Source organism: Sorangium sp. So ce117 (assembly GCF_051524395.1).
Lineage (GTDB): Bacteria > Myxococcota_A > Polyangia > Polyangiales > Polyangiaceae > Sorangium > Sorangium cellulosum_B.
The window spans coordinates 8,866,001-8,883,187 of record NZ_CP150309.1 but is presented as its reverse complement, the minus strand read 5'-3'; the positions used below and the strand labels follow the sequence as shown (position 1 = coordinate 8,883,187).

General features: G+C 67.4%; 18 protein-coding genes. 5 read left to right on the top strand and 13 right to left on the bottom strand.

All coding sequences use genetic code 11. The annotated features are described in order from the left end of the window. The first annotated feature begins 81 nt into the window (after positions 1–81). On the top strand, positions 82–2,391 hold the full coding sequence (locus tag WMF46_RS33255) for a hypothetical protein (RefSeq protein ID WP_437980877.1): 2,310 nt from the start codon (positions 82–84) through the stop codon (positions 2,389–2,391). A gap of 99 nt (positions 2,392–2,490) precedes the next feature. Here WMF46_RS33255 and WMF46_RS33250 read toward each other — a convergent pair whose 3' ends face one another. The 8 genes from WMF46_RS33250 to WMF46_RS33215 form a co-directional block, all read right to left on the bottom strand. Continuing rightward, on the bottom strand, positions 2,491–3,135 hold the full coding sequence (locus WMF46_RS33250) for a hypothetical protein (RefSeq protein WP_437980876.1): 645 nt from the start codon (positions 3,133–3,135) through the stop codon (positions 2,491–2,493). A gap of 3 nt (positions 3,136–3,138) precedes the next feature. Next, positions 3,139–3,621, bottom strand: coding sequence for a hypothetical protein (locus WMF46_RS33245; protein ID WP_437980875.1), 483 nt, complete (start codon positions 3,619–3,621; stop codon positions 3,139–3,141). Between the two features lie 47 nt (positions 3,622–3,668). Continuing rightward, entirely contained in the window at positions 3,669–6,086 is a 2,418-nt protein-coding gene (locus WMF46_RS33240) for an ATP-binding cassette domain-containing protein (RefSeq protein ID WP_437980874.1), read from the bottom strand. A gap of 8 nt (positions 6,087–6,094) precedes the next feature. Beyond that, positions 6,095–6,514, bottom strand: coding sequence for a DoxX family protein (locus tag WMF46_RS33235; protein WP_437980873.1), 420 nt, complete (start codon positions 6,512–6,514; stop codon positions 6,095–6,097). Next, complete coding sequence (locus tag WMF46_RS33230; RefSeq protein WP_437980872.1) at positions 6,511–6,951, bottom strand: SRPBCC family protein; 441 nt, start codon at positions 6,949–6,951, stop codon at positions 6,511–6,513. The genes WMF46_RS33235 and WMF46_RS33230 overlap by 4 nt, the downstream gene beginning before the upstream one ends. Then, positions 6,948–7,277: an ArsR/SmtB family transcription factor gene (locus WMF46_RS33225; RefSeq protein ID WP_437740608.1), complete on the bottom strand. Its 330-nt coding sequence runs from the start codon at positions 7,275–7,277 to the stop codon at positions 6,948–6,950. The genes WMF46_RS33230 and WMF46_RS33225 overlap by 4 nt, the downstream gene beginning before the upstream one ends. A 166-nt stretch (positions 7,278–7,443) precedes the next feature. Beyond that, positions 7,444–7,845 carry a VOC family protein gene (locus WMF46_RS33220; protein WP_437980871.1) on the bottom strand — a complete coding sequence of 134 codons (402 nt, stop codon included), beginning with the start codon at positions 7,843–7,845 and terminating at the stop codon, positions 7,444–7,446. 129 nt (positions 7,846–7,974) lie between these two features. Beyond that, positions 7,975–9,201 carry a serine hydrolase domain-containing protein gene (locus WMF46_RS33215; RefSeq protein ID WP_437980870.1) on the bottom strand — a complete coding sequence of 409 codons (1,227 nt, stop codon included), beginning with the start codon at positions 9,199–9,201 and terminating at the stop codon, positions 7,975–7,977. 189 nt (positions 9,202–9,390) lie between these two features. On the opposite strand from WMF46_RS33215, the gene WMF46_RS33210 reads away from it, so the two are divergent. From WMF46_RS33210 to WMF46_RS33200, 3 genes are all read left to right on the top strand, one after another. Beyond that, the gene (locus WMF46_RS33210; protein ID WP_437980869.1) at positions 9,391–10,017 is read left to right on the top strand and encodes an acyl-CoA-like ligand-binding transcription factor; all 627 of its coding nucleotides are present in this window, start codon (positions 9,391–9,393) and stop codon (positions 10,015–10,017) included. Between the two features lie 412 nt (positions 10,018–10,429). Further along, positions 10,430–11,260: an SDR family oxidoreductase gene (locus WMF46_RS33205; RefSeq protein ID WP_437980868.1), complete on the top strand. Its 831-nt coding sequence runs from the start codon at positions 10,430–10,432 to the stop codon at positions 11,258–11,260. A 210-nt stretch (positions 11,261–11,470) separates the two neighbouring features. Then, positions 11,471–11,875 carry a RidA family protein gene (locus tag WMF46_RS33200; protein ID WP_437980867.1) on the top strand — a complete coding sequence of 135 codons (405 nt, stop codon included), beginning with the start codon at positions 11,471–11,473 and terminating at the stop codon, positions 11,873–11,875. 65 nt (positions 11,876–11,940) lie between these two features. Here the strand turns inward: WMF46_RS33200 and WMF46_RS33195 are convergent, their stop codons facing one another. The 3 genes from WMF46_RS33195 to WMF46_RS33185 all read right to left on the bottom strand — a co-directional run bounded on the left by WMF46_RS33195 (position 11,941) and on the right by WMF46_RS33185 (position 13,797). Continuing rightward, positions 11,941–12,819 carry a hypothetical protein gene (locus tag WMF46_RS33195; protein WP_437980866.1) on the bottom strand — a complete coding sequence of 293 codons (879 nt, stop codon included), beginning with the start codon at positions 12,817–12,819 and terminating at the stop codon, positions 11,941–11,943. Between the two features lie 298 nt (positions 12,820–13,117). Continuing rightward, positions 13,118–13,432, bottom strand: coding sequence for a DUF3817 domain-containing protein (locus WMF46_RS33190; RefSeq protein WP_437980865.1), 315 nt, complete (start codon positions 13,430–13,432; stop codon positions 13,118–13,120). Further along, complete coding sequence (locus tag WMF46_RS33185) at positions 13,429–13,797, bottom strand: hypothetical protein (protein ID WP_437980864.1); 369 nt, start codon at positions 13,795–13,797, stop codon at positions 13,429–13,431. The genes WMF46_RS33190 and WMF46_RS33185 overlap by 4 nt, the downstream gene beginning before the upstream one ends. Positions 13,798–14,099: 302 nt before the next feature. On the opposite strand from WMF46_RS33185, the gene WMF46_RS33180 reads away from it, so the two are divergent. Continuing rightward, positions 14,100–15,092 (top strand): GlxA family transcriptional regulator, encoded by a 993-nt coding sequence (locus WMF46_RS33180; protein ID WP_437980863.1) that lies wholly within the window; start codon positions 14,100–14,102, stop codon positions 15,090–15,092. A 36-nt stretch (positions 15,093–15,128) separates the two neighbouring features. Here the strand turns inward: WMF46_RS33180 and WMF46_RS33175 are convergent, their stop codons facing one another. After that, positions 15,129–15,260: a hypothetical protein gene (locus WMF46_RS33175; protein WP_437980862.1), complete on the bottom strand. Its 132-nt coding sequence runs from the start codon at positions 15,258–15,260 to the stop codon at positions 15,129–15,131. A gap of 550 nt (positions 15,261–15,810) precedes the next feature. Continuing rightward, complete coding sequence (locus WMF46_RS33170; protein WP_437980861.1) at positions 15,811–17,169, bottom strand: hypothetical protein; 1,359 nt, start codon at positions 17,167–17,169, stop codon at positions 15,811–15,813. Positions 17,170–17,187 lie beyond the last annotated feature (18 nt).

Here is a 17,187-nt window from a genome sequence, read left to right as displayed (position 1 = left end):
TGTCGCGGTTCTCGGCGTGACGTCTCACGGCGCTCGGCACATCCGTTGACCCCTCGCGCGCGCCGGGCCACCGTGGGCGCCATGGAGTCGACCTGGATCTCCGACGCTCGCGCCAAGTTCGCCGCGCTGCGCACGCTCACCCCCGAAGAACAGCGCGAGTCGCTCGAGCTCCGCCCACCGGCCTCAACCGATCAGGTCAGCGCCTTCGAGGCCGCGCACCGGATCCGCTTGCCCGACGAGTACCGCGACTTCGTCCTTCACATCGCCGACGGCGGCGCGGGCCCGGACTACGGCCTGGCCCCTCTCGACGCCTGGACGCCGGACGCCCTGCCGCGGGTGGAGGTCGTGATCACCTCGGTCGACGGCCATCGCGTCTCCGCCGGCACGGGCGGGCGCCCGCCGCTCAGCCGACCTGCGGAGATGGACAAGCCCTTCCGGCTTCGCGAGCGCTGGGCGGTGCTCGACGCCGAGGGGCGCCCGAACCCGCTGCCCATCCCCGCCGGCGACAACCCGTACGACGGCTGTCTCTACCTCTCCGACAAGGGCTGTGGCTACTTCGATTTCCTCGTCGTGACCGGGGATCTGGCCGGCCAGGTGTGGAGCGACTTCACGGCGGCCGAGGGCGATGCAGAGATGGGGCCGACCGGGCTCTCGTTCCGCGGCTGGTACATGGGCTGGCTGGACATGTCGCTCGCGTCCGCGATTGTCGATCACGCGCGCCGGGCGCTCGCGGGGCAGGCCCTCGCAGATGCCGAACGGCAGGCGCTCGTCGCGCACGAGCGGGTCGTCGCGCCGGGCGCGAAGGCGCACACGCTCGCGGCGCGCGGGCTGGTCGATGTGTTCCTGGGGCGGGACGAGGAGGCCGCGCGGCGGCTCGCCGAGGCCGAGGCCGTGGAGCGCCATCATCCCCTGGTCGATGAGCTCCGGCGTGTCGTCCATCGCCAGGCCTTCGCGGACGCCGCAAGCGAGCGGCGCGAGGACCTGGAGCGCGCGGCGCGCTACCCGGTCGCCGAGGTCCGCGAACACGTGGCGCAGAACCCCGCGACCGCAGGCGACGTGCTGGCCGCGCTCGCCGACGATCCCGCCGATGCCGTACGCCGCGCTGTGGCCCGACACCCGTCCTCGTCGACGGAGACGTTGAGCCGGCTGCTCGGCCGCGCTGCGCGCTCGCTGCACAGCGTGGAGGAACTCGAGCGCGCTCTCCTCGAAGCGGAGGCCATCGCCCTTCATCCGCGCGCCGCTCCGGGGGCGCTCGCGTCGCTCGCCACCCTGGATCGCGAGATCGACGCGCCGCTCGCCCTCTGGCTGGTCCGCGCGGCGGCCCGTCACCCGGCGCTCGATCCCGATCTGCGCCGCTCTCTCGCCGCGCACCGATCGCCGGTGGTGCGTCACGCGGTGGCCCTCGCCCCCGCGCTCGATCCCGCGGACGTCGCTGCCCTCGCGCGCGACGCCGACGCCGCGGTGCGCATGGCGGTGGCGGCGCGGCCCGATCTCCAGGCCTCGCTGCTGGAGAAGCTCGCCGGCGATCCGAAGAAAGACGTGCGCGTGATGGTCGCGGAGCACCCGAACGCGCCGCCCGGCCTGCTCGCGCGGCTCACCGCCGATCCCTCGTCGTCGGTCATCTACGCCCTGTGCTACGCGGCGGCGCTACCCCCCGAGGATCGGGCCATTCTCGAGCTGCACCCTCATTACCAGGCGCCGGAGGGCAAGCACGAGGCGTTCGGGCGCTGGCGCTACACGGGCCGTGTCTCCGGGCCGCCGTTGCCGCTCGACGCCTCCATCGACGAGGCGCAACGATACGGGGTCTACTCCCACCCTTCGTTCCCGACGCCGCTCCTCGCCCCGCACATCGAGGAGCAGTATCGGCTCGGAGGGTACGAGATGGCGCTCCACCCCTGGCTCCCCGGCGATCTGCTCGAGGTCCTCAGCCGCGACGATTACGGCTACACGCGGAGCCGGATCGCCGGCCTCGCCGCCGCGCCGCTCGACATCATCGAGCGGCTCTCGCGCGACGTGCTGGGGATGGTGCGCGCCGCGGCGGCCGAGCGTGCCGAGCTGTCGGCCGAGAGCTGGGAGCGCCTCTCCCGTGACGAGGACGACGACGTGCGCGCCGGCGCCGCGGCCAACCCGCGCTCGCCTGCGGAGGGCCTGCGACGGCTCGCGCGCGATCCCGAGCGCTGGGTCCGCCGCGCGGTGCTGTGGAACGCGGCCGCGCCGCCGGAGCTGCTCGAAGAGCTCGCGCGCGATCCCGAGCCCGACGTGCGCCGCGCCGCGCCGCTCAACGCTGCGGTGCCCGCCGAGGCCGTTGCCCGACTGGCGGCGGATCCGCTGCCGGAGGTGCGCGCCTGGGCCGAGTGGCGCATGCGGCTCTCGGCGCGGTCCGCCGGATGAGAACCACCGCGCTCCCGGCCGGCGCGCTCGTATCGCCCGGCCCGACGTCGATGATCCCGTCGGAGTGCGCCGTTCCGGGAGCTTGCCCGGAGGCGCTGGCTAGCTCGCGGGGCGCACTGGCGCAGCAAGATCGAAGTCACCGTATACCCAGATCCCGGCGGCGTCGTAGAGCTTCGTCAATGCTGGTTTGGAAAAGCCGTTCTTCCCCCACGGCTGGAGATCCCCGTCGAGCTCGCAGAATGAAAGATCTGTTGCCCCAGCGGCCTTCAGCCTCTCGGCCCGCACCAGTACCGCAGCCAGGATCGCCTGGTCGAACGGCTTGACGAACTCGAGCTCGCCGCCGCTCAGCTCGATCGCGCGCTCCAGCATGGCGTCGTCGAGCGCGAAGACGTCGAGCCCTGGGTGCTTGCGCAGCGACGTGAGCATCGTATCGAGCTGCTTGAGCTCCTCTTTCACTCTGCTCTCGAACATGCTGAGCACCCGTAACGCCGTGGCCTCCTCGTCGATCGAGATCTTTCCGTTCGCCTTGCCCCAGCGCAGAAACTGGCGAATGGCATCTGCTTCGTGCCGAGGCTTGAGCTCCTGGATTGGACGACGTGCCTCGTTCAGGCAAATGGACGGAAGATGAAGCTCGAGCTCTCCCGCGGCAGCACGGTTGAGGAGATCAACCGCTGCCTTTTTCTTGTGATGCGCAGGCGCGGCATAGTCCACGACCCAGTTGGTCTCGACGAAGACGTGCCGCATCGTTCAGGTGCCGGTGCGCCTCATGCTCGCACGCGGCCCAGCCGCACGCACCTCTCCTTGCTCCAGAGCGGGCACCACGTGATCCTCGACGGCCTCACGCAAATCTGGCGCCAAGGCGGCCAGATTGGATGGATTCGTGAGCCCTTCCAGCCAGCGCTGGACTTCGTCCTCGAACTGAACCCCGCGCAGTCCTGGCTCTTCAATCGCGCGAATTGTCGACGCCACGCCGGCTTCGAAGACGCCCGCCGTCGAGAACGCCCCGACCAGCTCCACCGATCCTTCCTCGTAGCTCGCAAACGTATCGCGGTAGATGCGCACTGCGTCCGGCGTGACGATCATCCCGGTAGCGTAGCCATGGCGCACCATGTACGCCTTGAGCTGTTGTTCCGACGTCTGGAGATCGCGGATCGACAGCTTCACCTCGACGACGAGCGAGCGGCTCGTTCCGTCGCGGGAGGTGACCAGAATGTCCGGAGCGAACGACATGCACGCATTGTAGCACGTCAAGCTCCCACGGGAAAACGCGGGTTTGCTCAGCGAGCTTGGCGAGACGCGGCAGCCTTCGGCTGGCTTCCGACGAACGCCGCCAGGTGCTCGCCGGTCAGCGTCGACTTCGCGGCCACCAGGTCGGCCGGGGTGCCTTCGAACACGATCCGCCCGCCGTCGTGGCCCGCGCCCGGCCCGAGGTCGATGATCCAGTCGGCGTGCGCCATCACCGCCTGGTGGTGCTCGATCACGATGACCGACTTGCCGGAGTCGACGAGCCGGTCCAGCAGCCCGAGCAGCTGCTCGAGGTCGGCCAGGTGCAGCCCGGTTGTCGGCTCGTCGAGCACGTAGACGCCGCCGTCGGCGCCCATGTTTGTCGCGAGCTTGAGCCGCTGCCGCTCGCCACCCGACAGCGTGGTGAGCGGCTGGCCGAGCCGCAGGTAACCGAGCCCCACGTCGGCCATGCGCTGCAGGATCGCGTGCGCGGCCGGCGTATGCGCCTTGCCAGCGCCGAAGAAGCCGACCGCCTCTGCGACCGACAGATCGAGCACCTCGGCGATGTTGAGCTTGCCGAGGCGGTACTCCAGGACAGACGCCTGGAACCTCCGGCCCTCGCAGTCCTCGCACACCGTGGTGACGCCGGCCATCATCGCCAGGTCGGTGTAGATCACCCCGGCGCCGTTGCAGGTCGGACAGGCCCCCTCGGAGTTGGCGCTGAACAGCGCTGGCTTCACGCCATTGGCCTTCGCGAACGCCTTGCGGATCGGCTCCAGCAGATCGGTGTACGTCGCCGGGTTGCTCCGCCGCGAGCCACGGATCGGGGTCTGGTCGACCGACACCACCCCATCACGGCCAGACACCGAGCCGTGGATCAGCGAGCTCTTGCCCGACCCCGCCACGCCGGTCACCACCACCAGCACGCCGAGCGGGATGTCGACGTCGACGTTCTTCAGGTTGTGCGCGCGGGCGCCGCGCACCTTCATCACTCCCGACGGCTTCCGCACCGACCGCTTCAGGGAGACCCGGTCGCTCAGGTGACGCCCGGTGAGCGTGCCGCTCGCCCGCAGCCCGTCGACGGTGCCCGTGAAGACCACCTCGCCGCCGGAGGTGCCGGCGCCCGGGCCCAGGTCGACGACATGGTCGGCGATCGCGATCGTCTCCGGCTTGTGCTCGACCACGAGGACGGTATTGCCCTTGTCGCGCAGCCGCAGCAGAAGCTCGTTCATCCGCTGGATGTCGTGGGGGTGCAGCCCCACCGTCGGCTCGTCGAAGACGTAGGTGACGTCGGTGAGCGACGACCCGAGGTGGCCAATCATCTTGGTGCGCTGCGCCTCGCCGCCCGACAGCGTGCCCGACGGCCGGTCGAGGCTGAGGTAGCCCAGCCCGATCTCGACGAACGAGTCGAGCGTGTGCCGCAGCGTCGCCAGCAGCGGCTTGACGGACGGCTCGTTCAGATCGCGCACCCACCTGGCCAGGTCGTTGATCTGCATCGCGCAGGCGTCGGCGATGTTGATCCCCTTGATCTTCGAGGACCGGGCAGCCTCGCTGAGCCGCGTGCCGCCGCACTCGGGGCAGGTGGAGAACTTGATCGCGCGCTCCACGAACGCCCGGATGTGGGGCTGCATCGCGTCGACGTCCTTGGACAGCATCGACTTCTGGATCTTCGGGATCAGCCCTTCGTAGGTCAGGTTGATGCCTTCGACCTTGATCTTGGTCGGCTCCTTGTGGAGCAGGTCGTGGAGCTCCTTCTTCGTGAACTTGCGGATCGGCTTGTTCGCGTCGAAGAAGCCGCAGCCGTTGAAGATGCGCCCGTACCATCCATCCATCGAGTACCCGGGGATGGTGAGCGCACCCTCGTTGAGCGACTTGCTGTCATCGTAGAGCTGGGACAGGTCGAAGTCGGAGACCGATCCCATGCCCTCGCATTTCGGGCACATGCCTCCGTTGACCACGAACTCGCGCTTCTCGGTCTTCTTCCCGCCGGCCTTCTCGATCGAGATCGCCCCGACCCCGCGGACCGACGGGACGTTGAAGGAGAAGGCGTTGGACGAGCCGATGTGCGGCTTGCCGAGGCGGCTCCACAGCACCCGCAGCATCGCGTTGGCGTCGGTCGCGGTGCCGACCGTCGAGCGGGAGTTGGCGCCCATCCGCTCCTGGTCGACGATGATCGCGGTCGTCAGCCCTTCCAGCACGTCGACCTCGGGCCGGGCGAGCGTCGGCATGAACCCCTGCACGAACGCGCTGTAGGTCTCGTTGATCAGCCGCTGCGACTCCGCCGCGATGGTGCCGAACACCAGCGACGACTTGCCCGATCCCGAGACGCCGGTGAACACCGTAAGTCGCCGCTTGGGGATCTCGACGCTGACGTCCTTGAGGTTGTTTTCCCGGGCGCCCTGGACGCGGATCAGATCGTGGCTGTCTGCGGCGTGCTGTCTGTCTGCGGCGTGCTGCTTGGAGGAGGCCATGTTCGCGATCATGTCATCAACACCGACGGTCTGTGAAGGGGTTCCGGCATTTTGCGCGAGTCCGGTCGCAGCGCCCACGACGTCACCGCAAGCGCGAGGACCACGAGCGGCGCGATGATGTGGCCAGCGTTGCTCATCGAGTCGCTGGCGCCGACGGCGGCCCAGGCGAAGGCGGCGCCGGTGAGGTCGAACACGAGGCCCGCATACGCCCACTCCTTCAAGCGCGGGAATCTCGGCGCCAGCAGCGCGAGCGCGCCGAGGAGCTTCCAGATGCCGAGGAGCGTGACGAAGTGCAGCGGATAGCCGAGGCGCACGAAGCCGTCGACGCTCGCCGGCGCGTGGAGGACGTGGGCCACGCCGCCCGAGACCATGGACGACACGACCAGGCCTGTGGTCACCCAGTAGGCCACGAGCCTCGCCCGGCTCATGAGACCCTCTCGAGCAGGTCGACGAGCTTCCCGCCCATCATCTTCCAGCCGTAGCGCGCGCCGCCGAAGTTCTGCTTCTGGTCCGGCTTGAAGCCCGACTGCACGAGGGACAGGCGCGTGCCCGACGCCGTGGGCGTGAGCGTGAAGGTCACGACGGTCTCCAGGAAGGGGACGCTCCACGTGTAGCTGAGCTTCCGACGTGCCTCGATCTCGACGAACCGGCAATTCACGGTGCCGTCCCAGCCGGGGTACGGCTGCGTCTTGAGCGTGAACGCCGCCCCCGGCTCGAGCTGGAGGCCGATGGTGGGCAGGAGCCACTCCGCGAGCAGCGCCGGTTCGGTGAGCGCGCGCCACACCTTCTCCGGCGAGTGCTTCAGATCGAACTCGAACGAAATGGATTCGGTCTGCGATTCTGCGGTCGTGTCGGTGGGGTTCATTCGTCCATTTTCTCCAGCAGTTGTTCGAGGCGATCGACGCGCTCTGTCCAGAAGGCGCGGTAGTGCGTGATCCAGTCGACGAGCGGCTTCAGTCCGCGCGGCTCCACCCGGTAGTAGACACAGCGCCCCTCGCGCCGGCCGCTCACGAGGCCGGCGTCCTTCAACGTGGCGAGGTGCTGCGAGATCGCCGGCTGCGAGATGTCGAAGCGCGCCGTGAGGTCCTTCACGGCCGCTTCGCCGCGCGTGAGCGACTCGAAGATCGCCCGGCGGCTGGGGTCTGCCAGCGCCTGGAAGATCTTGTCTTCGACCACGGCCGCGCTCTGCATCCACGACTTATAAGCCGCGGCTTATTGATTGTCAAGCGCGCGGATCGCGCTGGCTGGGCGCGTCGGAGCAGCGAGGCATGGTCCTGCGAAGCAGCCAGCTCTCCTGGTACGTGGAGGGGCGCATGAACGCGGGGAGTGTCTTCTCCTCCGCCGAGATCCGTGCGGCTTACTCCCCGGCCTTCGGATCCATCCACACCACCTCCCAGTGGTGCCCGTCGAGGTCCTCGAAGCTCCGGGTGTACATGAACCCGTGGTCCTCCGGCGGCCCCGCCTCCTTGCCGCCGCCGGCGAGCACCTTCGCCACCATCGCGTCCACCTCGGCACGGCTCTCGCACGAGAGCCCGAAGGCCCCCTCCACGTGCGTCGCGGTGTCGCAGATCTCCTTCTTGGTGAACGTCTTGAAGAACGGCTCGACGAGCAGCATCGCGTAGGCGTGCTCGCCGATGAGCATGCAGGCGGCCTGCTCGCCCGTGACCTTCGGGTTGAACGTGAAGCCGAGGGCCTTGAAGAACGCCACGGTGCGATCGAGGTTCTTGATGGGCAGGCTGACGAAGAGCTTGTGGGACATGAATTTGTCCTCCTTTTGCTCATGGACCCCCCGCCCGCGGAGAACTCATCGGTCGCTCGAAAAAAATCTTCGCGCCCTGCTCCGGCAGCTCCAGGGGCGCGGCCTGGCGCCGCTCGCCGAGCGAGGTCGTCAGCGGTCGTCGGCCGGCGCCAGGGCCTGGAACCGGGTGATGGCTTCGTAGACTCCCAGGCCGATGCCTCTGCTGAGCTGGTCCCGCTCGACCATGTTATGTGCCAGAAAGATCAGCACCGAGTCGTCGTCGGCGTCCGCGCGCCACCAGCCTCCGAAGCCGCCTGGCCAACCGACCGCGCCCTCGCGGCCCCCACACACCGTGGGCTCGGCCTTCTTCGGATCGAGCACCACGGCGACGCCCATCCCGAACCCGTGACCGCCCCGGAAGAGCGGCATGCCTCCCACTTCAGCCGTGGCGCGCTGCTGCTCCGTGAGGCGGTTGGAGGTCATCAAGACGAGAGTTTCGGGCCGCAAGATACGCACGCCATCCACGGCGCCTGCTCCCAGGAAGATGCGCGCGAACGCGAGATAGTCGTCCAGCGTCGACCAGAGCCCCTGGCCGCCGGAGACATAGTCCATGTCATCAGGCCGTTCAGGAACCGTCGAGTCGCCTGGACAGGTGAGGCGCGCGTAGAGGCGGCCCGAACCATCGAACCCGTAGTTCTTGACCCGCCGGTTCCGCTTCTCACGTGGCACGATGAAGCTGGTGTCGGCCATGCCCAGCGGATCGAAGATCCGGCGCTTGAGCACGTCGCCGAGCGGCGCGTCCTCGATGCGCGCAATGAGCAACCCGAGGAGATCGGTCGAGTGACCATAGTGAAGGGTGGCCCCCGGCTGGTCGAGCAACGGCAAGGCAGCCAGCCGCGTGATCCAGTCGTCGGGCGCCACGTGGCTGTCGATATCGCCTCCCAGCGCCTCCCCATAGGCCTCCGCGATGGGTCCACGTTGTAAAGCCCCGTAGGTCAGTCCCGAGCGGTGCGTCAGCAGATCCTCGAAGGTGATCAGTCGTTCTGCCGGGTCGGTCTCGTCGAGCGGGCCCGTGGGAGAGCGCAGGACGCGCATGTCGCTGAACTCCGGTGCCCAGCGAGCGATCGGATCGGTCAGCGCGAAGCGCCCCTCCTCGAACAGCATGAGCGCCGCCGTCGAGGTGATCGGCTTCGTCATCGACGCGATGCGGAACAGGCTGTCATGCTCGAGGGGCAGCTTGGCCTCCAGGTCTCGCCACCCAACAGACGCGCGCTGAACCACCTCGCCGTCGCGCCAGACCATCATTGCTGCGTTGGCGAGCGCGCCAGAGTCTACGATCGCTCCGACGGCCCTCGCGCTCTGGTCTCCTCCGTTCATTCGTCCCCTCGATTCACTCCATGTCCGGTCAACGTCGCGATCAGCTGCGTCGCAGGGCCTGGCGGCGGGTTATAGCATGTAGACGGCGAGGCTCCGCGGCCAACCTCCGTATTCCCGCGACTACGGTCGCGACGCTCCGCGGCCTTCAGGGAGGAGCACCCGAGGCGTGTGCGTGGTACCTTGGCCCGCATGAAGGAGGCCGGCCCCTCGGGGCTCAGGGAACGCAAGAAGGAGCGCACGCGCGCGCAGATCATCGAGACCGCGATCGAGCTCTTCCTGAAGAACGGCTACGAGCAGACGACCCTCGATGACGTGCTCGGGGTGGTCGAGGTCTCGCGGAGGACGTTCTTCCGCTACTTCGAGTCGAAGGAAGACCTCGTGATCGCGTGGATGGACCAGTTCATCGAGGCGGCGCGCGAGGCGGTGCGGGCGCGCCCGCGGAGCGAGCCGCCCGTCGTGGCGCTGCGGAACGCCGTCAAGACGATCGTGAAGTTCCACGAGGGGGATCTGCCCCGCTTCGCCCTGATCCAGCAGTTCGTCGCGCGGACGCCGGCGATCCGCGCGAGGCAGCGCGAGCGGCTGGGACACTGCGGGGAGGAGATCTGCGAGCCGCTGGCCGAGCGCATGGGCCTGGACGCGCGGCATGATCTCGCGCCGCGCGTGCTGGCGAGCTGCGCGATGGCGGTCGTGCAATCCGCGATGGACGCGTGGATCGCGCGCGGAGCCACCGAGGACCTGCCAGAGCTCGTGGACGAGGCCTTCCAGACGCTCGCGCGCGAGTTCGGCCGCGGTGGGAGCGGCTCCTCGCCTCAATGAGCGCCGGCTCGGTCGTCTCCTCCTGAGGCGCGCCCCCCCCGGTTCGTCGGCCCGCGAGGAGCGCTCGCGAGAAGAAACGCGCCTTCTTGACAAGTGCCACTGAGAGGCTATTGTCCCTGGGTAGCTGCTCCCCGCCGCGTTCCGGTGCTTGATCGCTCCACGATCCTGCGATCCGAGAGGTGCTCAGCGCGCCTCTACAGCTTCCGTTTGGATCGACCTTGCCGAACCGCTTCGCCAAGGCGGCCACGTCAGACGTGGCGGCGGACGCTCACCATCGCGCGACGCCAGCGCATGAGACCCTCCATGGCATCTGGGGCGCGGCGGCGCGGGCTTGCTTCTGATTCAGCTTCGAGGGGTGTCAGACCGTCGGCGGCTGGCTGGACAATGCCGGTCACGATGAGAAAGGAATCCTATGGCAAGGGTATTGATTACCGGGTGCAGCAGCGGGTTTGGCTTCGAGGCCGCCAAGACGTTCCGAGCTCGTGGGGACGAGGTGTTCGCCGGCGTGCGTGACTTGAGCGGAAGAACCGTCGGCGTATTGAGGGAGCTCGGCGTGACGCCGGTCGTGATCGATGTCACCGACGACGTGGCAGTCGAGCGCGGTGTCACCCAGGTGCTGGCGGCAGGCCCGCTCGACGCGCTGGTCAACAACGCGGCGATCTTCCTGCACGCCACGGTCGAGGAGACGTCGGACGCCCAGGCATATCGCATGTTCGAGACGAACTTCTTCGGTCCGCTGCGGATGAGCAGGGCGGTGCTGCCCTCGATGCGCGCCCGAAGACAGGGGGTGATCGTCAATGTGTCTTCAGTCGCCGGTTTCCTCGGATTGCCGGGGGATGGCATCTACGCCGCGACCAAATTTGCGCTCGTGGGCATGTCCGAAGCCCTCTACCATGAAACCAAGCCGTTCGGCGTCCGCGTGCGGGTCGTGGAGCCCGGCGCCTTTCCAACGACGGAGATCTTGCGCAAGGCTCTGGGATCGGCGCGGCACTTCGGCTCTCCTTACCAGGCCCACATGGACGCCTTCGCGTCGGCGATGAGCTCGTTCCAGAAGGCCGCGCCGGCGCCGGACGAAAGTCTCGTCATCGAGGCCATCTGGCGCGCGGTGCACGAACCGGAGACGCCGTTCCAGCAACCCGTCGGCGCCGACGCGCAGGCCGTGGCGGCAGCTCGCCGCGCGCAGCCGTTCGAGGCCATCGAAGCGATGATCCAGCAGACGCTCGGGCTCGGGTCAGCGTCGTAGGTCGCGCGAGATGCATCGCCTCCGAGACGCGCTGCCGCCGTCCTCGGCGGCCTTCTCCTCCTCGCCGCGGCCGCGTATGCCGCTCGGCGATCTGGGGCTCGACGTGGAACCTGCGTGATCGGTTACCCTGAGCTCCTCGTGCGCCTTCACAGCCAATAGCGCGCACGGCCGTTGACATCCTCGAATTGCTTTGCTTTTCCTTCCCTCTCAATGCGCCTGGTGAAGATCAACCCGCCCGACGTCCACCAAACTCCCGGTTATCACCACGTCACGATCGTCGAGGCCGGTCGGCTGGCCTTCCTCGCCGGCCAGTGCCCACTCGACCTCGACGGCAACGTTGTCGGCGCGGGCGACTACCTCGCGCAGGCCGACCAGGTGGCAGCGAACGCGCTGACCGTCCTGAAGGCGGCCGGGGCGCAGCCCGCCGACGTGGTGCGCTCGGTGATTTACGTGGTCAGCGACGACGACCAGGTGCTGGGCGCGGTGTGGCAGCGACTGAACGACTCGGCGCTCGGCCCGGCCTTCGGTACGGCCAGCACCCTGCTCGGGGTCGCTTCGCTCGGCTTCACCGGTCAGCTGGTCGAGCTGGACCTGACCGCCGCGCTCCCTGGTTGATCCAGCGGCGGCCGGCATCGACGGCCCCGGTGCGCGTCTTTGCCTCGCAGACAAAGGACCCTCGTTCAGTGGAAGGCGAAGCGGTCGACCGTGATCTTGTAGCTGAGTTGTTCGCCGCGCTCGATGCGGCCACCGAGCGATATGTTGTGCTCTTCGCCGCTCGTCGTCACGTACTTCGCGTCGGCCGCCACGAACGTGCACGCACCCTCGATCGGCAGCGGGCGCTCGGAGAGGCAGCCGTAGCCGTCCTCGGCGACGGAGCGACAGATGCGGGTGTCGATCTTCAGCGCCTCGGCCTCCTCGCGCGAAAACAGGCGCTCCTCATAGGTGATTTTCATGGGCTCGTCGCAGCGAACGTAGATGGGCAGGTACTGGTGCTGCGCGTCCCGGTACACGACGCCGTCTTCGACCTCCTCGCGCGTGCCCGTGGCCACGTCCAGATAACCCTTCAGGCGGACCGGCGCCTCGACCGTGGCGGGGAGACCCTCGGCGGGCATCGCGTCGGCGTGCGGGTGATCGCCGGCGTAGACGAGGACGTTGAGGAAGCGGTGCCGCGCGCCGTCCCCGATGGGGTCGAAGATCTCGCTGACCGCGTCGCATCGTGCGGCCTGCTCGGCGGAGTGGCTCTCCATGTTGTCCCCGGTCGACTCGAACCCGAGCTCGTAGACGCCCACGCTCTCTCCCCAGCCATTGTCGTCCTTGGACGCGGCCAGGCCGGCGGCGTCGTTGTCTGGGGCGATCCAGAGGTTGTTGGTGGTGAGCGCGGGGACGTGCGCCAGCGAGCGAACGAGGGAGCCGTCGTCGCCGCAGCCGCGCCCGATCTGTTCATAGGTGGTGTCTACCTCCGCCGGAGTCGACGGGGTTGCCGGCGCCTCGGTGGGCTCGGCGAACGTGTCGCCGTCCGATCCGCCGCAGCCCGCGACGAAGATGAAAGGAGCCCCCACGAGAACCAGCGAACGAAAGCAGTGCCTCATAACGGCGGTAAGAGCAAAGCTCGTACCTCCCCGATCCATGCGGATTTTCCGTCCAAATCGCAGCGCGAGGCGCGATGCGTGAACGGGGCGCCACACCCCGGCCGCTCACGATGCGGCCGGCGTCATCAACCTTGCCGCCGAGCGCACCCGGCGCGGCCGCTAGCCCCGGCTGGGCGCGCGCTCGCGGCGGGCGACTCGGCGCCGACGCGCAGGCCGCGGCGGCCGCTCGCCGCGCGCAGCCATCGTCAAAAGGCCCGATGCCGTGGCGTCAGCCATGGGGCGCGGTCCCCGCGTCGCCCTCGATCTCGCGCTTCAACCTCCGATCCAGCGCGAAGGTCCCGCCCGGTACGAGCGACGCGAGGAGCGCCATGAGTGAACGGCGACGCGGCCAGTCGCGCTCGGTGGCCGCGCGAAACAGCGCGGAGACGAAGAGGAGAAAGAAGAGCCCGTGGGCGCTGCCGGCGATCCGGACCGCGATCGGCAGGCCGAAGATGTACTTGAGCGGCATCGCGACGGTGAGGAGGACCAGGAACGACAGCCCTTCCAGGAAGCCGACGACGCGCAGGGTGCGAAGCGCGCTCATGATCGGACGTCAGACCAGGTGGGCCGAAAGACCATCATCAGCAGCACCACGAAGAGAGGGGCAAAGGTCGAGACGAACGCGCCGAGCGTGCGCCGGCCGCGCGCGACGCTGTGAACGAGGGCGAGCTGCGAGACCAGCGACAGGACGAGCCCTGCGATGACCCAGAGCTCCATCAAAGGAATCTGCAGCTGCGTGGTCATCAGGTATCCCGCGATCCACGTGACGACCAGCCCTGGAGAGGCCACGGCGTGGACGGCGCGCTTGCGATCGGCGTGCACCGTGGCGACGAAGCTGCCAATGAGGCCGCCCGCGTACAGGATGACGCCCAAGAACTTGATCAACCGTAGAATCTGGTAGGCGGGCATGCGGGGGGCTCCATGGCGCGGCGCGAGGCGCTCTTCACGGTTCGCCTTCTCGGGATGACCACGACGGCTCTTAGACGTGAGACGGTCGGAGGGGCTCGCAAACGAGGGGATGACACGGATGCCAGTGGCATCGAGCCGTCATCGCTCGGCAGTTGGCACGGCCGGGATATGGCACCGCCGGGACGGTACCGCGAGGGGCGTTCGTGCCAATCTTCGACGACTTCTGGCCAGCCCGACGTCCCGGACCCGCGCCGGATCATAAAACCGTTGGCATGAAGTGGATGATCAAGCATCTTTCAGCCATGCATGCCGTGGCTGTGGTCGCGATGGACGGGGTCGTCCCCTTCGACCTGTCGACGCCCTGCGAGGTGTTCGGGCGTGTCCGGCTGCCCGGGGGTCGGGCCGGGTATCAAGTCCGTGTTTGCGGGGTGACGCGCGAGGTGAGCGCCGGAGCGTTCGATCTCCGGGTGCGCTGCGGCCTCGACGAGCTGACGCGAGCGGACACCATCATCCTTCCGGGCGTCGCCGAGGCGAGCGTCGTGGTCCCGGAGGCGCTCTTGCACGCGGTCCGCGCCGCGGCGGCCTCGGGCGCCCGCGTCGCCTCCATCTGCACCGGGGCGTTCATCCTCGCCGCGACCGGGCTGCTCGACGGGCGCCGCGCCACGACCCACTGGCTCGCGACGGACGAGCTCGCGCGCCGCCACCCGGCCATTCGCGTCGACCCCAAGGTGCTCTACGTGGATGAGGGGCAGTTTCTGACATCGGCGGGCGCCGCGGCGGCGCTCGACCTCTGCCTCCACATGGTGCGGCTCGACTACGGCTCGGCCGTGGCCGCGGATACAGCGCGGCTCTCGGTGATGCCGCTCGAGCGTGACGGGGGGCAGTCGCAGTTCATCCTCCACGAGCCGCCCGCGCCGGACGGCTCGTCGCTCGAGCCGCTGCTGCGGTGGATCGAGGAGAGCCTCGACAAGCCGCTCACGCTCGAGGACATCGCGCGGCGCGCGGCCCTCAGCGTGCGCACGCTGAGCCGCCGCTTCCGCGAGCAGACCGGCACCACGCCGCTCCAATGGCTGCTCCGGGCCCGCGTGCGCCGCGCGCAGCAGCTGCTCGAAACGACGGGGCACTCGGTGGAGTCGATCGCGGCGAGGGTCGGGTTCGGCTCGCCGACCGCCTTTCGCGAGCACTTCCAGCGGCTCGTGACCACGAGCCCGCAGGCGTACCGCCGCGCCTTCCGCGCCGCGCCGATCAAGGCGAACGGACGCCGGGGGGCGAGCGTGAAGTCGAGCGCTTCTTGAGCGCTGGATCGGGCGAGGCGCCCCGCGCCCTCCCGGTCAGGCGCCCTTCCACCCGAGCCGCTGCAGCCGCTCTCTCGCCCCCTTCACCCCTAAGATCGTCGCGTCTCCCGGCGGCACGATCGGCGCGATCCGCGTGATCACGATGGGCGGTACCCGCACCAGCGTCACCGGTCCCGTGCTTCGCTGGCGTCGCCTCGGGATCCGTCAGTCCGGTATCGCCGCCATTGCCGGTGCCCTGCCGTCGCTCTCGCATCGCACGGCAAGCCTATGTCCCTGGCCTGCTCGACGTCAGGATGCGCTCTGCCGAACGGATATTCGGCGACCTGGGTACGGACGGTAGCCGACACCGACCGACACGACGGGCGCCCCCCTCGGCGCTAGCGAAGGGAACACCTTGCCGGCGCCGACGGCCACGAACGATGATGGCCATGGCGAGCCGCCCTGCGGCGCCCGTCCGAGCGATGGCCATCGCTCTCCTTGACCCCAACCGCGCCCGCCCGCGATGGCCATCAAGCGGCCTGCTCGGTGGACCATCAGCCAGCCTGAGCGTCAACACCGATCCTGGTGGCCGCCATCAACCCCTGTCCGTGCGGTTTGGGATCGTGGAGAATACGGGCGGCGGTCTTGGCTGCCAGCGGTGGGTTCCCGGTGAACCACTCGTGACGAAGTTGTGTAACTACTCTTGCAACAGTCCTTAATTTGGGCGTGGACACGCGAACTACTCCCGGACCTTGCCTGTCTTTTCTCCCTCAACAAATTCGTATCTACCTAATGACTCGCTCTTTGTGCTTCCTTCTTTTACAGTGCAATCAATTCCTCTGCGCGAAATCACGGACACGAGAACCCGTAAATAGTACATGCTCTCTGCATTTGCGTTGTAATATCGCCACGCCGTATTAGAAACGTCAATCGTCTTGGTGGTTCTTGGCTCAAGCTCGATCGTTCGCCCGTAAGCCTCAAATATGCGCTGCTCGGGGTCGAATAATCGTACGAGACCAATAATGTCATCATTTGACTGGTTCGTTATAGTTACGGAACCAGCGTGCGTCACCTCTACATCTCCTCGACGCTCGGCGCCCACCGCTTCACACGGAACGCGACCTAAGATATTTACGCAATGACGAGTGTCGTCCACGCGCCGAACGATCCTTGACTTTATCAATAGGCCCTTGTTCAAGAACGATGCCTCGTCGGCCCGCAGCGATGCGAGTTCCTCTTGACGAATCCGGGCTAGCTCCTCCGCTTGTCTCCTTTGTGGAGCACTCAGAGTAAATTTAACATGCTGGGCGTACGCGGACGCCGGATACTTAGCCAAGTCGAGTGCGCTGACAACCTTCGAATTGTCATTGGCATAAACAATCGTTGCGTTTTGAGACACAAGCTGTTCCGTGTTCGGCCAATTGGCAAATTCATTCGCTAGTGTAGCTTGAATGTCTAACTCAAGTCGCCCATTCTGATTTGTTGCTCCCAGTGGAACAGATCGTGCGCCTCCGTTTGTTTCTAGCATGAGCGTAAACTCTTCACCTGCTACGGGTCCACGATCACAGAACGCGTTCCTCGCGACGATAGTCCGACCTTGCTGCACGTTCGACGTGCTTCTCTCGGTTCCTTCGATCGATGCATGATAGATTCCTCGGGTAAGCAAGATTAACCCTGCCGCAGCAGCAACACCGCCCACGATAATAGGTCCTGTATTCTTTTCGACATGGTCTTTGTCATCCAGCGCGATCGCTGCGTATCCTCCCCCTGCCAAAACTCCAGCGGACCCTGCAATGATAGATCGAGTGATGTTTTCTCCGATCCATTGATCGGTGCGAACAGTCTGGTATCGCCCAATCGTCGTAGTTGTGCATTCTGTGAATCGTTCCACATGCAATGCAATGATGCTGGTTGCGGGCGCCGAGCTTAGCTTGAAATCGGTCGTCTCTGCGCTGCCGCGCTCAACTCGTATATATGGCAGCAGGCCGACGTTGCGTGAGTGCGAAACATGCTCAACAGAGGACCAACATCCAGCCGTCTGCAATGCGAACGTTGCTGCGACTCCGACGCCGATACGGTATTGAGAACAGATAACCATATATCACCCGAGGAATGT

What these genes read in the sequence shown, in the direction of transcription:
- WMF46_RS33255 (WP_437980877.1), top strand. Translation starts at nt 82, where the DNA reads ATGGAGTCGACCTGGATCTCCGACGCTCGCGCCAAGTTCGCCGCGCTG.
- WMF46_RS33250 (WP_437980876.1), bottom strand. Translation starts at nt 3,135, where the DNA reads ATGCGGCACGTCTTCGTCGAGACCAACTGGGTCGTGGACTATGCCGCG.
- WMF46_RS33245 (WP_437980875.1), bottom strand. Translation starts at nt 3,621, where the DNA reads ATGTCGTTCGCTCCGGACATTCTGGTCACCTCCCGCGACGGAACGAGC.
- WMF46_RS33240 (WP_437980874.1), bottom strand. Translation starts at nt 6,086, where the DNA reads ATGGCCTCCTCCAAGCAGCACGCCGCAGACAGACAGCACGCCGCAGAC.
- WMF46_RS33235 (WP_437980873.1), bottom strand. Translation starts at nt 6,514, where the DNA reads ATGAGCCGGGCGAGGCTCGTGGCCTACTGGGTGACCACAGGCCTGGTC.
- WMF46_RS33230 (WP_437980872.1), bottom strand. Translation starts at nt 6,951, where the DNA reads ATGAACCCCACCGACACGACCGCAGAATCGCAGACCGAATCCATTTCG.
- WMF46_RS33225 (WP_437740608.1), bottom strand. Translation starts at nt 7,277, where the DNA reads ATGCAGAGCGCGGCCGTGGTCGAAGACAAGATCTTCCAGGCGCTGGCA.
- WMF46_RS33220 (WP_437980871.1), bottom strand. Translation starts at nt 7,845, where the DNA reads ATGTCCCACAAGCTCTTCGTCAGCCTGCCCATCAAGAACCTCGATCGC.
- WMF46_RS33215 (WP_437980870.1), bottom strand. Translation starts at nt 9,201, where the DNA reads ATGAACGGAGGAGACCAGAGCGCGAGGGCCGTCGGAGCGATCGTAGAC.
- WMF46_RS33210 (WP_437980869.1), top strand. Translation starts at nt 9,391, where the DNA reads ATGAAGGAGGCCGGCCCCTCGGGGCTCAGGGAACGCAAGAAGGAGCGC.
- WMF46_RS33205 (WP_437980868.1), top strand. Translation starts at nt 10,430, where the DNA reads ATGGCAAGGGTATTGATTACCGGGTGCAGCAGCGGGTTTGGCTTCGAG.
- WMF46_RS33200 (WP_437980867.1), top strand. Translation starts at nt 11,471, where the DNA reads ATGCGCCTGGTGAAGATCAACCCGCCCGACGTCCACCAAACTCCCGGT.
- WMF46_RS33190 (WP_437980865.1), bottom strand. Translation starts at nt 13,432, where the DNA reads ATGAGCGCGCTTCGCACCCTGCGCGTCGTCGGCTTCCTGGAAGGGCTG.
- WMF46_RS33185 (WP_437980864.1), bottom strand. Translation starts at nt 13,797, where the DNA reads ATGCCCGCCTACCAGATTCTACGGTTGATCAAGTTCTTGGGCGTCATC.
- WMF46_RS33180 (WP_437980863.1), top strand. Translation starts at nt 14,100, where the DNA reads ATGCATGCCGTGGCTGTGGTCGCGATGGACGGGGTCGTCCCCTTCGAC.
- WMF46_RS33170 (WP_437980861.1), bottom strand. Translation starts at nt 17,169, where the DNA reads ATGGTTATCTGTTCTCAATACCGTATCGGCGTCGGAGTCGCAGCAACG.